The sequence below is a fragment of the Vulcanisaeta sp. EB80 genome, assembly GCF_002078205.2.
The window spans coordinates 1-13,965 of record NZ_LCWN02000001.1; the positions used below are offsets into that span (position 1 = coordinate 1).

A 13,965-nucleotide genomic window follows, 5' to 3' on the forward strand; every position below is an offset into this window, starting at 1 on the left:
GTAACCCTCCTACAACACATCATGAAGAGAATAAAGGCCAGCGAGGAAAGCCTCGCAATGCTGGCCCGGGGCAGTCCCATGAACCCAGCCGGAGGAGCCGATGAAGGCAGGGCGAGGAAACCTCCCACGCCCTTTCAAGGCAGGGAGGAGGTCAGTGCGTACTTGCATACGCTGCGTAATGGGCATTGGTTGCATAGGGGCTTTTGAGGTAGGCAGTATTGCTTACCTATCGTGACTACCGATGCATGCACAAGCTTGTAGATGTATAAATCCCTCGGTAATACCTCCTCGAGGAACCCCTTCCACGAGCTATAGCCATTACCAAGATTTATCCCAAGAACCCTACTGAAAACGCGTTTTGTGTATTGTGAAATTGGTAGTGACGGTATGTTTAGGGCAAAGAGCATTATCGAATCTGCGGTTTCCTCACCAACACCATCCTGGTTAAGTAGGAAATCCCTAACGTTACTCATTGACCTAAGCCCCTCTAGCCCACCAACACTTACGATGTTCCTCGCCAGTTTTACGAGCCTCACGGCCTTTGTAAACCTGTAATTAACACCCTTTATGATGTCGGCAAGCGCTTCCGGGCTTGTTTCCGCAATGCGTTCAATCTTATTTAAGCCGAGAACCCTAAGCCTACCGAGAACCTCACCAACAACCTCCCACCTGGTTTGTTGAACTAGGATTGCGGTTATCACAACCTCGTCAGGAGACTCAGCCCCACCCCACCACCTGGTGGACTCAGGACCATCCACGAACCAACCAGTCCGCCTCAACTCATTACCCAAACCCCTAAACACATCAATAACTCTCTCAATAACCTCGCGCATCGAAAACCATTTAACCCGCTCCGGATAAGTTTATTAAATGTTAAAGTCCAGACATAGAAGGAATGAGCACCAGGGGAAGGAGACCAGTTAGGCGAAGCCCACTACCTGGTTACAAGGCTTGTAGGAATTGTAAGGCTGTGGTGCCTGAGGAGACGGAGAAATGCCCAGTCTGTGGTAGTACAGACTTTAGTAAGGACTGGATGGGGCTCATAATAGTGTTGAAGCCCGAGGAATCATGCATAGCAAGTAAACTGGGTATAAAGAAGGAGGGTATGTACGCGATTGATGTGTTATAAGGCCCTTACGAAATGGCGTCCTGTTTTAAGGCGATCGAGGCACCTAAGGCAATACCTTAGGAGTTTAAGCTTATTAAGGGGTATGCTTCACGAATCCCTGAATGTCTGTACCAACACCAAGCCTACCTGAGGGTGTTGAGGTTGGGAAAGTCATAACTAAGTTAACAATGATTAGGGACAATAAGGTAGTTGGTCGTAAGGAAGTAACGGCTGAAGTTTGGCACGTAGGACTACCCACACCAAGTAGGCTGCAGCTACGTGAGGAGGTTGCCAAGGCCCTTGGCGTTGATGTTAAGCAGGTCTACGTGATTAGGGTGGTCACTGAATATGGTAGACACAGAAGTATAATTGAGGCTCATGTATATGATGATCCAACTGTCGGCGAGAGGGTCGAGCCTCTCTATGTTAAGCTTAGGAATATGCCTAAGGAGGAGGCTAGGAAAATTAGGGAGGAAATGAGAAAGAAGGGGGAGAAGAAGGCGGCTGCTAAGAAATAAAACGATAATTCAGGCGTAAATTTACGGCTGTATATCAATAGGTTTATAAGCGGTTGAGGACAGTATTTTACTAACTTATGGATTTCCGAGAAGTACCAACCAATGAATGCCCAATAAAGTACATGGATACACTTCACCTAATATCATTCATACTTTATAAAAGAGCCATCCTATGTAGCAGTCTAAACCTAGCATGTTCAGACCTTCCCGTACTGGCAACCACGCCTTTGATTGCTAGGAATTGCGATAGGAATGATGTTTATAAATTCTTTAGGCGCATGAGGAGGATTACCGAGAAGATTGGTAATGAAATAGAAATATTTAGCTTGGGAAAGCTTAACGTGCATCTCTCGATAGAATTCACCACAGGCAACATCAAAGTTTATGATACATACATTGTGAGTGATGTCGATTGTGCAAAGATACCCTGCACGTCCGTAAACAATGTAACGACGTTATACATGAGGTTGATCATAAGGTTAAGTGACAAGAACTTGGTAATATTGAATATACCGGATATCGTGATTTGGTTGGCGAAGGTTTACGGCATAGACACGGTATATGGCGTATTAAGTCTAGTCCATGATTACATAGAGAAGGGGGTATTTGATGATCACAATGTTGATGAGGTATTGAGCATAGTCAATAGGTGGGGTGTTAATATTAATAGGGACTCCTTCATAAATGCCACATTACCTGGTAGGAAAAACCTTATAATTTTAAGGGAGATTCTTAGCAATACATGAGGCTAGTTATTCACCACGCCCAAGTAATCTTTCAGTGAACCATGGAACGAGCGAGTTCTTTATTGCCGTAATTATCGTGCCCAACCTGCCATGGATTAACTCATGGATCACGAATCCAAGCCTACTGTAGTACTTAACATAGGCCCACTGAAGCATTTTCTGTGCCTGCTCCTTCGTAAACCTATAACCTCTCATGACTGCCCTAAGTGTTGTGTAGTGCTCCCAATTCCAATCCTCAATTAGGTTCTCACTAACGGCTTGATAATAAAGTGGTGTCCCTGGGTATGGGGTCGCCACGGTGAATTGGGCATATGTCGGGTCTAACTTCATGGCGAATCTAACCGTGTTCTTCATATCCTCAATGCTCTCCCATGGGAAACCTATCACGAATGAACCAACATGGTCTATATTAATCTCCTTGGCCCATTGAAACACCTTAACAGCCTGCTCCAGTGTTATCCTCTTACCAATCTTATTGATGGTGTCTTGGCTACCTGACTCCACGCCGAAGTAAAGCGCTGTGCATCCATGCTCCTTCAGTTTCACAATCATATCCCTATCAATAGTGTCAACCCTTGAACCGCACGAGAAATTTATGTCCAGCTTTCTCTCCCTGATCTCCCTAAGGAAGTCATAAACGAACCTTTTGCCCAGGGTGAATTCATCATCCGTAAACACAACAATGTTGGTCTTATACCTATTAACCGCATCCTCGATCTCATCAGCCACAGCCTTCGCCGACCTATAACGAACCATCCTACCCCAGAAGTATGATGTGGAACAGAACGAACAACCATACGGGCAACCCCTGCTGGCCATTGCATGTATTATCCTAATAGGCTTACCAAACAATGTGTACTTATCCATTGGCAGTAAGTGACGGGCCGGCGGTGGTAGCTCATCAAGATTTTTGATGGGTGGCCTATCTGGTGTCCTTATGATCCCATCACCACTCCTAAACGCCAAACCCCTTATTGATTTGAATTGACCCGTATCAAGACCCACCTTCTCTATCGTATTTATTAACTCCAGGGTTGTGTACTCACCCTCACCCCTAACAACAACATCCACACCATTATTAAGAGCTTCCTCGTACATGAATGTTACGTGAGGACCGCCCATTATCACGGGCAAGTCCTTATCGTACTCCTTAACTGCCTTGACTGCATCATACGCCTTATATACTGTTGGCGTTATTGCGGTTATACCAACGACATCAGGGTTCCAGGACCTAACCTCATTCATGAACGCCTTTAAATCAATACCATCCGTTGGTGAATCAATAATCCTAACCTTATGACCAGCCCTCTCAAGTACTGCGGCTATCCAGGCAAGACCTAACGGTGGTGCCTTCAAACCAAGTACCCTGTATAGCTCCAGTTTATCAATGCCCGGCGGAACGGCTAAGAGCACCTTCATGCGCATCACCTCACTTGAATACCAATGGTGAAATCTTCACCTTAATCTTAGCCAAGTCCTCCGTTAATTTACGCCACTCCGCTGAGTTGTAGATACAGCCTGGATCCGGTGCCAACACATCACCGAAGTAGTTGTATGCCCTAGCCCTACAACCACCACATATTAATTTATATGGACACTTACCGCAGAAGCCCTCGAGCCTATCCCTATCCCTGAAGTTCTCCATGAATGGATCCATCCATATATCCCAGAAGGACTTAGTCCTCAAGTTACCCACCGGATATGGTAGAAACACACATGGTGTTAACGTGCCCTCGGGCTCAATGGCTGCGTAAACCCTGCCGGCGCCACAGCCGCCAATGAACTCCGTTAATTCCCTGGTTATTGGGTCGTTCGCAACAACGAAGTGTGTGGGCGATACATCCTCACCATTGCTTAATTGGTTAACTACCCTACCGTACTGGGGGGCTGTGCTTATTATTTCCATCTTCCTCTTCTTCATCTCCTTATAGATATGCCTAAGGAACTCCTCCCTCTCCTCAGGGGATAGGTCGATCTCGAGATTCTCACGACCCCTGCCCACAGGTACGAAGTTAAAGAACACGACACGCTTAACACCAATCTCCTGGGCTAGGTCGAGTATTTTATCAACCTCGTGTATGTTGTATTTTGTTACCGTGAACGCGAGAGCCGCACTGAAGCCCAACTTAACGGCATTTCTCAATCCCTGCACGGCCTTAGACCAGACGCCAGGAACACCCCTGAACTTATCATGTACAGCGGGATCTGCGGCGTCTATGCTTATCTCCACGTACCTAAGCCCAAGCTTCTTAGCCCTCTCCGCGAATTCGAGGTTTGCGAATGTTGTTCCGTTTGTGGCGATGGCTGGGTAAAAGCCCCTCCTACTTATTTCAGCGAGGACGGGCCAGAAGTCCCTGTGTACCGTGGGTTCACCACCAGATAGGGCAATAGCCGGCACACCAGCCTCATCCAGCTCCTTGACCACCCTAAGCTTCTCCTCAAGTGTTAACTCGTTGGGTAATGGCTTACCCGCATTCTGATAACAATGTGTGCACTTTAGGTTGCAGGCGTTGGTGAAGTTCCAGACTATGAAGAATGGCGCAGGTAACTTCTGGGGTGTCGTTACTCCGAATAGTGCAATGCCACGTAAAGTAGTTACTATACCCCTCCTTATCGCTGGGTCACTTAGCAATTCCTTAATTGGCTCCTCATCGGCATGAAGCCACGCCGTCGCCAACTTCATGCCCATCTCAAAGAATGGCGCCACGAAGTGGGCAACCGTTGGGCATTGCTCCTCACCAACGTACTTTGCCAATACCCACTCCATCAATGGTTTCCTTTCACCATTAAATTCCACCTCCTTCGTTAATAACCTCAGGGCCCACCTAACAGCACCTCTGTTCAATATCCTAATTGCCGCAATTAATGCACCAGCTCCACTTCCCGAACTCTCAATTTTTTTCTCAACGATTTTATCTATATTTTCAGTTAGTGAAGACATCAATTGCTTTCTCTTTTTGGATATCAATTAAGCCTGTTTACTCGAGAAGCGTTGTGAGCATGCTATGAGGTTTATTGTAAAAGCAATCTCTTTTTCAATATCTCTCAGCCAGGATAGAGCACGCATCATTCATCAGCTGGGTTCATCCTCATCATACGTAAAAGGGCATCAACTTAATTTATAGATCTATGTAGTGTTAATGCTTAATAAGATGTATGTCTTAGCTTTGACCTCGTGAGTGGTAAATTCGATGTTATAGTGGTTGGGGCCGGCCCTGCGGGACTTACGGCGGCACAACAATTGGCTAATAGGGGTTTCAAGGTTTTGGTTGTTGAGAGGGGTAAGAAACCCGGTAGTAAGAATGTGTTTGGTGGTCGAATATACGCCCACGTGCTCGATAAGCTATACCCAGAGTACGTCAAGGAGGCCCCTGTGGAGCGTTGGGTCAGGAGGGAGAGGATTACAATGATGACCGAGGATTCCTGGACCACGATTGATTTCGAAACAATTAAAACCGAGCATAGGTCATTCACTGCGTACTTAACGAATTTTGTGGAATGGCTTGATAAGAAGGCTGAGTCAGCCGGTGCTGTTGTTATTCCTGAGATACCCATAGATTCCTTGATCATTAGGGATGGTAGGGTTGTTGGTGTTAGGGCTGGTAATGATGAGGTCTATGGCGATGTGGTTGTGATAGCCGAGGGCATAAATAGGCTTGTGCTCGAAAGGAGCGAGCTAGCACCTAAGTTAAGTCCGGAGATTGTGGCCCTTGGTGTTAAGGAGGTAATTAAGTTGGATAGGAACGCGATAAATGAGAGGTTTGGCTTGGATGAGGATGAGGGGTTAGCGTGGGTTTTGGCTGGATACCCAACCCATTACCTACCTGGTGGCGCCTTTATCTACACGAATAAGGAGGCAATAACCCTGGGGGTGGTTCTTTACTTAAGCCATGGATATCAATTAGATACCCCAGTGCATGAGTTGGTTGAGGAATTTAGGCTTCATCCATTAATCAAGAGATTGATAAAGGGTGGACAACTCCTCGAATACTCAGCACACCTAACCCCCGTGGCTGGTCTCAACGCTTCACCACCGAACCTGTACGGTAATGGCTACCTAGTTATTGGCGATGCTGCAGGATTCCTACTTCACCTGGGCATTATTATTAGGGGTGTGGACTTTGCGATGGAGAGCGGTAGGGTGGCTGCTGAAGCTATTACTAAGGCGCATGATGTGGGTAAGTACGATGCCGAAACGCTGTCAATCTACGGCAAACTCCTCGAGGAATCCTTCGTACTTAGGGAGCTCAGGGCATTTAGAAATGCGCATAAAGTTTTAATTGAACCTAGGCTCTATAGTGACTACGTGAGGTTGATAAATAAGGTTTTGGCACGATACTTCGACGTCGATGGTACACCGAGGAGGCTCGGCTCAACCTTACTCGAGGCTAAGGGGAACGTCACACTCATGGATCTGGCAAGGGATGCCATTAGGGTGGTGATGAACCTATGAGTCTGGACAGGAGGATTCCTATTGAGGAGAGGTTGAACAGTAACGCCTGGGATGTTGACCAGAGACCCCACATCAGGATAATAGACCCGGAGCGATGCAGGAGGTGCGATAAGAAGCCATGCCTATACTTATGCCCAGCAAGATGCTATACGCCAGGCCCTGATGGAACAGTACTATTCTCACACGAAGGCTGTCTTGAGTGCGGTACATGCCGTGTAGTATGCCCAGAGAACAACATTGAGTGGAACTATCCAAAATCGGGCTTTGGTGTACAATATCGATTCGGCTAAAATTAAATGAATTAATAATAATAATGAAAAAGGTTCTAGAAAGTTACTAATGGGTAGAATATTAATCACGCATTCATATAATGCATTATATAGAGTTATATATGTCAAAGGTTAGAAATGCATATTAAGTCAAATGAACTAGGCATCATAATGGGTGGGTTAACAATAATAGTACCAGTTAAGGCGGCTGTACCCAACGTAACAGCTGTACGCCTGGACCCAGTCACGCACAACCTTGTTCGTGAGGGTGTCCCACTTATGCTTAATCCCTACGATAGAAATGCCCTTGAGTTTGCATTGAGGCTTAAGGATAAGTATGGTGGTAAGGTAATAACAATGTCCATGGCGCCACCCAGCGGTAAGGACTTCCTCGAGTCAACAATAGGCATGGGAGCCGATGAAGCCTACCTAATCACCGATAGGGCTTTTGCTGGAGCCGATACCCTTGCTACCTCGCATACCGTGGCAAGGAGCATACAGAGGCTATTCCCCGATTTCGATCTAATAGTATTTGGTGAGGAAACCACCGACTCAACAACAGCGCACATGCCTGCCCAGGTTGCGTCGTGGTTGAACCTGCCCTATGTTTACTATGCAGTTGAGGCTGAAGCTAGGCTTGAGGATAAGGTCATCAGGGTGACCAGGTACTTAGAGGATGAGGGTGTTTACGAGACCTATGAGTATAAAATGCCGATAATAATCAGTGTATATAAGAACAGCAATCCACCGAGGGATCTAAGTCTCGTTAGGAAGATAAATGCCAGGGTTAATGGTCTCGTTAAGGTTATTGATAATAACATGCTGAAGCTCGAGAGGGAGTGCATTGGGCTTAGAGGCTCGCCAACGATAGTTGCGAAGATAGAGGATGCAAAACCAATAGAGAGGAAGAGGCAGTTGTTTAAGGGTGATCCTAAGGAGGCAGCCAGGTGGTTACTGGATAACCTAACTAAGGAGGGGGTGATAAGACCATGAGCACAGCTCAAGCACAACAAAAAATATGTAGTGAGTGGAACCCAGTTAATAAGAATGAGCATAAGGGAATTTGGGTTTATGTGGAGTACGTGAATGGGGTTATCAAGGATGGGAGCCTGCAATTAATAGGTAAGGCTAGGGAGTTGGCGAGCAAGATTAATACCGACGTCACGGCAATCATGGTAGGTAATAACCTGGGTGATGTCGTTAAGGAGCCCATCTACTACGGAGCCGATAGGGTCGTATACGTGGATCACCCAGCCTTATCGAAGTATATTCCGCATGTTTACGCGAACGTGATAGTGCAATTAGCTAATAAGTACAAGCCAGAGATAATACTGTTTGCCGCCACAAAGAGGGGCAGGGAACTTGCACCATACGTTGCCAATTCATTAAGAACAGGTATTACGGCTGATTGCACGGAACTTGATGTGGATCCAAAGACAAGGGACTTGGATCAAGTAAGACCAACATATGGTGGCAACATACTCGCGCATATAAGGACACCCAGCAGGAGACCACAACTAGCCAGCGTTAGGCCTAATGTATTCCCAACGCCACCGAGGGATACGAGCAGGAGCGGAGAGATAATTAGTGAAACACTTGATTCAATACCAAGCATAAACGGTCAGGGGTTAGTTGAAGAGAGGCCTGTGGTTAAGGGTGAGGAAATGTCACCAGTTGAGAAGGCGGATATAGTGGTTGTTGCAGGGCGTGGTGTTGGTGGAGTTGATGGCGTTAAGTTACTGACCGAGCTCGCTAGGTTATTGGGTGGTACCATTGGAGGTACTAAAAAGGTGGTGGACGCTGGTTGGTTGAATGCCGATAGACAGGTTGGTCAGACGGGTAAGACCATAAGACCGACCCTCTACATAGGCGTTGGTGTGAGTGGTGCAATACAGCATATCTTCGGTATGAAGGAGTCTAAGATAATAGTAGCCATAAACAGTGATCCCAATGCTCCCATATTCCAGTACGCGGATTACGGAGTTGTTGGGGACTATAGGGAAGTTGTTAAGGAGCTAATAGAACTATTAAAGAGTCGTAGGGAGCCTTAAAATTTGATTATATTAAATTTGATTATATTGATTAATTTCTCAAGTTGAATTACTCGAGCGGCTTTCTAACAGTCTCCGGCCCAATTGATGCCCCTATTATTGTCATGGCAGCGCCGATAATGACGACTATCGATGGCGCGAGGGCTGCCGCAATTATTGGGTTGGTCGTGCCCCTCAGGTTTGTGTATAGTAGTAATGCGAACGTGGGCGCTAATGAACCAATGGCTGCATTTAAATTCCATCCAAACCCTATACCTGACCAACGAACCTCGGTTGGGAATATCTCGGAGAAGTACGCCGTTTGTACAGTGGCGGAGAGAGTGAATATGAAATACATCAAAGCCAATGACAGCGCCATTATGGGTATATACAACGTGGTAAGCGATAAGTACAGTGGGTATATTAACACCAGGAGTATTGCTGTCGGTATTATCAGCATCTTCCTCCTACCGAAAATATCCGTTAAGTAACCACCGAGCGTATTGCCAATTACACCGCCCAGGCTGCCAAGCATTAGTGGAACATACGTCAACTTAACGAAAGCCCTCTGAAGCTCGGGCATGTATGCCGAAAGTAATTTCGTGAATGTCGTTACAAAGCCATAACCTGCATAGAAAACGAATGTTAAACCCAAGTTTATCAATATGACCAGGAGCAGGCTGAACCAATATTTTGTAACAGCGGTAGCTAGCGGTATCCTAACAAGCCTTCCCTCGTCCTTCCTCCTCTCCCAAAGTATTGATTCAGGGGCTAACAACCTAATGACGAGACCAACTATGACAACCACGGCACCATTTAGGAAGAGTATTCTCCAACCAATGGTGGGTAAATGGGTAGTACGCACTAACAAGCAGTAGTAAGCCCGTGGCTAACAACGTAGCCACTGACATACTGGAATTAAGGACACCGTTAACAAGACCACGCCACTTTGGTGACGCAAACTCAAGGGCCCAAACCACGCCTCCGCCTGCCTCGCCACCATAGCCAAATCCCTGAAGGAATCTGAAAATCGTTAGTAGTATTGGTGCTAGAACTCCCACCTCCGAGTACGTGGGTAGCGAGGCTATTGCTATCGTGGCGACGGCCATGGTTACCGCATCACCAAGTAATGCGTTTCGCTTCCCATACTTATCACCAATGTGCCCAAAGAATATTGCACCGAGGGGTCTCGCGAAGTAGCCAACTGCGAAGACCAACAATGTGTACAGTAACGCTGCTACTGGCGATGATTTTGGAAAGAATAATTCACTTATGTACAGAATTAGTGAGAAATAGATTAGGAAGTCGTAGTACTCAAGGGCCCATGCGAAGAATGTCGATATCGATACCAGCATTAAACCCTCCTTCTGACATCTTCAGGGGCTAGGGGTCCGCTCACGGTGTTCGATCAAAATAAATGATTAAAAGCGTTACCCTTTATTGATTTTATATTATTAATTGTGACGTATATATTTAGAACCTCTCTAGCAAGCTCCCTCTTATGCATTGGGCCTAGCTTCCTCATCACTCCATTCCTATCCAGGACTATGACCTCATCCTTCTCTGTGCCAAAGCCCTTACCCAAGCCCACGGTATGGGCTAGGGCCAAGTCCCAATTGCCCTCGGAGGCCCTCCTTAACGTCCTCTTGATTAGCTCGTCCTCCGAAATATTCACCTCGGCCTTATAAGCTATTAAGAATGTGGCTGGAGAATACGTTTTCAAGTCTCTAGCGATTTTTGGTGCCTGAATTAACTCAATAACGACCTTTTCCAAATCACTGCTTAACTTACCCTCAACCCTATCCTTAACGTAGAAGTCGAGGGGTGCAGCTGTTAGGATTGCTAAGTCGTAGCGCCTCTTACTCACCAGTTTAATGACGGTGTCGTACATCTCGAGAACGCCGGTTACCCTAAAGACCTCAGCATTAGGCGGATCCCTAATGCTTACGGGGCCCTCAACAAGCGTAACCCTGGCACCCCTGGCCAGGGCCTCCCTGGCGAAGTAATAACCTGTCAATCCACTGCTCGGTGTGGTTATGTACTTTGTAGCGTCGATATGCTCGTGAGTTGGTCCCGAGGTTATTAATACAGATAGGCCGGCCATATCCTTGGGCGCCAACATGTCTATTACGGAGTCGACAACCTCGTCAATGGGGGCAAGTTTAGCTTTACCTTCCTCAACCACAGGCTCAACGAATCCAATACCAAGGTCCCTGAGCCTATCAACATTAGCCCTAACTATTGGATTCCTCCACATGGACTCGTTCATGGCAGGTACAATCAGTACGGGCTTACCCGCACCTAGGGCTGTCATGCCGCAAAGCGTGATTGGCGTATCCGCAATTCCATTCGCCAATTTACCGATTGTGTTTGCGGTGGCTGGTATGAAAACCACAGCATCGGCACTCGAGCATATGTTCACATGCTCCGCATAACCACTCAACTCAACATAGACTGCACCACCTGTGGCCCACTCCATGATCCTGGAGCTGAGCAGTTTACGTGCCTCCCTACTCATGAATGTGGTTACGTGAGCGCCATGCCTAATCAACTCCCTGGCGACGTCAGGAACCCTGTATATCGATATGCCACCACTTAATGCTAGAACGATACTTTTACCACGAAGTAAATTGCTTCTCGATCCCCTAATCGATTCAATATCCTCCCTGAAGGGCACAGTAATGGTTACGTAGGTAATTATTTAACTTAATCCCTCATCAGCCCATGCGATAGCAATCACTCACTCAGCACCCGACACGCCTCATCACACGAATTAATTAGCTAACCCGAATAAAATACTTCCGCTTATTAGAAAGAAAGCTAGTCTTTTAATGACTTTCAATTATAGGTAAAATTTCAACTTGAAATCACGAGAAACACACATATTACGTGAGGTTTCACGTTGGTTTACCATTCCGGTTTAACAAAGTCCTTAAAATAGAAGTGAAAGCGACGTCTTTCGAGAAATATGACCACAGAAATTACTGTGGGTAGGAAAGGATTACCAATAAACACCCTGCCCTACACAATAAAGATCTACATAAATAACCAAGTCTTGGTGCCAGCAAACCTAGTTAGGAAATTAGGTTTAGAAAGAACTAAATACGCATATGTAGTTCTGGAACACAACAACCAAAAGATAGAGCTTACCAACGTAAAGCTCCTAAGAACAAAGCATACTAGTAGCCGACAGTTTACAATACCCAGGGAGGTTAGGGAGAAGTTTGGAATTAAACCATTCGATATGGTAACGATACACATTATACGGCCAATTAACATAAGTATGTCTTGAGTAAGGACTATTTCCCCTACTTTTAAATTAAAAAATTGGAGGAATCCAAGGCTTACTTACTGTTCAAGCTAAATCATTAGTGAAGTGATGGTAGCATGGCTACGAAATATATAGTAAATATTAATGTTATTATTATCGTAGTCACCGAGATCTCACGGAACCTTCCAGCAATTATCTTTGTCAAGGTATAAGTTATGAACGCAAGACCTATCCCAGTTGCTATGCTGTATGTTAGTGGTATGCTTATTATTGCTACGAATGCCGGTATAGCCTCTGTTAAATCGCTAAAGTTGAGTTTTGGGATTAGTGATATGAACATCAACCCAACAAGTATCAGTACTGGGGCTGTTGCGAAGCTTGGTACCATAACTGCAAGCGGTCCTAGGGGCAGGAATGCTAGGAAGAGTAGGCCCGTAATTAGCGACGTTAACCCGGTCCTGCCCCCACTTTCTATTCCAGCGGCAGACTCAACGTAAATAACCGTTGTCGTGGTTCCAGCAAGAGCGCCCACTATGGTTCCCATGGCGTCGGTATATAGGGCCCTCTCAATATTGACGGGCCTACCCCTCACATCAACAAGCCCCGCCCTATTTGATAAGCCAACGATCGTACCTATGCCATCGAAGAACTCGATCATCCATAGGGAGAGCGCGACAGGGAAGGCTAAACTGACTAGCTTAATCCACCACATGATGTTTTCGGGGAAGTTAGGTATTATTGATGTTGAGAGTGTGGGTAATTGAACTAGAGACGGCGGTGGTGTAACTAAACCGAGTGGTATGCCCACCAGCGTCAGCGCTATGATAGTTATTAAGAATGCACCAGGCACCCTGTATATATAAAGCGCTATTGCCAGCATCAACCCAATGAAGGCAAGTATTGACGAGGGGGTTCTAAAGGCCTCTACATTAAAGGTTACGGGCGTACCAACACCAGGTTTGACAAAGCCCCCAAGGCTAAGCCCTATGAATGTTATGAATAGGCCGATACCGACACTAATGCCCACAGCGAGGTTTGGGGATATGGACTTAATTATCCTCTCCCTAATGCCTGACCACGCCGTAAATAGGAATATGAGACCGTCAATAAAGACCGCAGTTAACGCCACCATTAGTGCGATCTCGGCAGCGCGTGGCCCTAGAACTCCTATATTCAGTAACGTGGTCGTGAAGGCAGGTATTACGGAGAAGGCTATGAAGGAGTTCTCTCCCATACCAGGAGCCATGGCAAAGGGGAGTCTCGCAAAGAAGGCCATTAACAACGTCCCAAAGGCAGCGGCAATAGCTGTACCTGCAGCTATGCCGAGCTTAACCGTGTAGACAAGCGCCTGGTACTGAGGAGACAATGAGCTTGTCCCCAACGCATGCGTCAGAGCCAGTTCGAAACCACTACCAACTATCGCTGGATTAACAAACAATATATAGGCCATGGTTAGGAACGTGGTTAACCCAGCAATAACCTCCGACCTAGTATTTATCGTAACCACCGTGGGGGGTCTTAACAGATCTAAAAACGTCATACTAATCCCATGATATAATTTAAGTTATTT

The 13,965-nt window shown here is 46.3% G+C and carries 16 protein-coding genes; 9 read left to right on the top strand and 7 right to left on the bottom strand.

All coding sequences use genetic code 11. The features are described from left to right. Positions 1-207, top strand: a 207-nt coding sequence (locus tag B7L70_RS13805; RefSeq protein WP_238376004.1) for a hypothetical protein, incomplete at its 5' end; no start/stop codon positions are given. Here the strand turns inward: B7L70_RS13805 and B7L70_RS00005 are convergent. Further along, positions 135-833, bottom strand: a complete 699-nt coding sequence (locus B7L70_RS00005) for an endonuclease III domain-containing protein (protein ID WP_081225849.1) — start codon at positions 831-833, stop codon at positions 135-137. The two genes, B7L70_RS13805 and B7L70_RS00005, sit on opposite strands and share 73 nt — an antisense overlap. A gap of 62 nt (positions 834-895) precedes the next feature. On the opposite strand from B7L70_RS00005, the gene spt4 reads away from it, so the two are divergent. The 3 genes from spt4 to B7L70_RS00020 all read left to right on the top strand — a co-directional run bounded on the left by spt4 (position 896) and on the right by B7L70_RS00020 (position 2,372). Beyond that, positions 896-1,129, top strand: coding sequence for a transcription elongation factor subunit Spt4 (gene spt4 / locus B7L70_RS00010; RefSeq protein ID WP_081225850.1), 234 nt, complete (start codon positions 896-898; stop codon positions 1,127-1,129). A 101-nt stretch (positions 1,130-1,230) separates the two neighbouring features. Beyond that, positions 1,231-1,626, top strand: a complete 396-nt coding sequence (locus B7L70_RS00015) for a 30S ribosomal protein S24e (protein ID WP_081225851.1) — start codon at positions 1,231-1,233, stop codon at positions 1,624-1,626. A 77-nt stretch (positions 1,627-1,703) separates the two neighbouring features. Next, the gene (locus B7L70_RS00020) at positions 1,704-2,372 is read left to right on the top strand and encodes a hypothetical protein (RefSeq protein WP_081225852.1); all 669 of its coding nucleotides are present in this window, start codon (positions 1,704-1,706) and stop codon (positions 2,370-2,372) included. A gap of 6 nt (positions 2,373-2,378) precedes the next feature. Here B7L70_RS00020 and B7L70_RS00025 read toward each other — a convergent pair whose 3' ends face one another. Both B7L70_RS00025 and B7L70_RS00030 read right to left on the bottom strand, forming a co-directional pair. Next, a complete protein-coding gene (locus tag B7L70_RS00025) occupies positions 2,379-3,797 on the bottom strand; it encodes a radical SAM protein (RefSeq protein ID WP_202908650.1) in 1,419 nt (472 codons plus the stop codon). Between the two features lie 4 nt (positions 3,798-3,801). Beyond that, on the bottom strand, positions 3,802-5,313 hold the full coding sequence (locus B7L70_RS00030; protein ID WP_081225853.1) for a radical SAM protein: 1,512 nt from the start codon (positions 5,311-5,313) through the stop codon (positions 3,802-3,804). Between the two features lie 234 nt (positions 5,314-5,547). Between B7L70_RS00030 and B7L70_RS00035 the strand changes: the two genes are divergently transcribed. The 4 genes from B7L70_RS00035 (at position 5,548) to B7L70_RS00050 (ending at position 9,145) form a co-directional block, all read left to right on the top strand. Next, the gene (locus tag B7L70_RS00035) at positions 5,548-6,825 is read left to right on the top strand and encodes an FAD-dependent oxidoreductase (protein WP_081225854.1); all 1,278 of its coding nucleotides are present in this window, start codon (positions 5,548-5,550) and stop codon (positions 6,823-6,825) included. Next, the gene (locus B7L70_RS00040; RefSeq protein ID WP_081225855.1) at positions 6,822-7,115 is read left to right on the top strand and encodes a ferredoxin family protein; all 294 of its coding nucleotides are present in this window, start codon (positions 6,822-6,824) and stop codon (positions 7,113-7,115) included. Before B7L70_RS00035 ends, B7L70_RS00040 begins: the two co-directional genes overlap by 4 nt. A gap of 150 nt (positions 7,116-7,265) precedes the next feature. Beyond that, a complete protein-coding gene (locus tag B7L70_RS00045) occupies positions 7,266-8,087 on the top strand; it encodes an electron transfer flavoprotein subunit beta/FixA family protein (protein WP_081225946.1) in 822 nt (273 codons plus the stop codon). Beyond that, positions 8,084-9,145, top strand: coding sequence for an electron transfer flavoprotein subunit alpha/FixB family protein (locus B7L70_RS00050; protein ID WP_081225856.1), 1,062 nt, complete (start codon positions 8,084-8,086; stop codon positions 9,143-9,145). The genes B7L70_RS00045 and B7L70_RS00050 overlap by 4 nt, the downstream gene beginning before the upstream one ends. Before the next feature lie 49 nt (positions 9,146-9,194). On the opposite strand, the gene B7L70_RS00055 is transcribed toward B7L70_RS00050, so the two are convergent. From B7L70_RS00055 to coaBC, 3 genes are read right to left on the bottom strand one after another with little or no spacing between them, the layout of a single operon-like run. After that, entirely contained in the window at positions 9,195-9,932 is a 738-nt protein-coding gene (locus B7L70_RS00055; RefSeq protein ID WP_081225857.1) for an MFS transporter, read from the bottom strand. Continuing rightward, entirely contained in the window at positions 9,904-10,479 is a 576-nt protein-coding gene (locus tag B7L70_RS00060) for an MFS transporter (protein ID WP_081225858.1), read from the bottom strand. Before B7L70_RS00060 ends, B7L70_RS00055 begins: the two co-directional genes overlap by 29 nt. A gap of 53 nt (positions 10,480-10,532) precedes the next feature. After that, complete coding sequence (coaBC, locus tag B7L70_RS00065; protein WP_081225859.1) at positions 10,533-11,801, bottom strand: bifunctional phosphopantothenoylcysteine decarboxylase/phosphopantothenate--cysteine ligase CoaBC; 1,269 nt, start codon at positions 11,799-11,801, stop codon at positions 10,533-10,535. 291 nt (positions 11,802-12,092) lie between these two features. Between coaBC and B7L70_RS00070 the strand changes: the two genes are divergently transcribed. Next, the gene (locus B7L70_RS00070) at positions 12,093-12,416 is read left to right on the top strand and encodes an AbrB/MazE/SpoVT family DNA-binding domain-containing protein (protein ID WP_081225860.1); all 324 of its coding nucleotides are present in this window, start codon (positions 12,093-12,095) and stop codon (positions 12,414-12,416) included. 76 nt (positions 12,417-12,492) lie between these two features. Here the strand turns inward: B7L70_RS00070 and B7L70_RS00075 are convergent, their stop codons facing one another. Next, a complete protein-coding gene (locus tag B7L70_RS00075) occupies positions 12,493-13,935 on the bottom strand; it encodes an NCS2 family permease (protein ID WP_081225861.1) in 1,443 nt (480 codons plus the stop codon). Positions 13,936-13,965 lie beyond the last annotated feature (30 nt).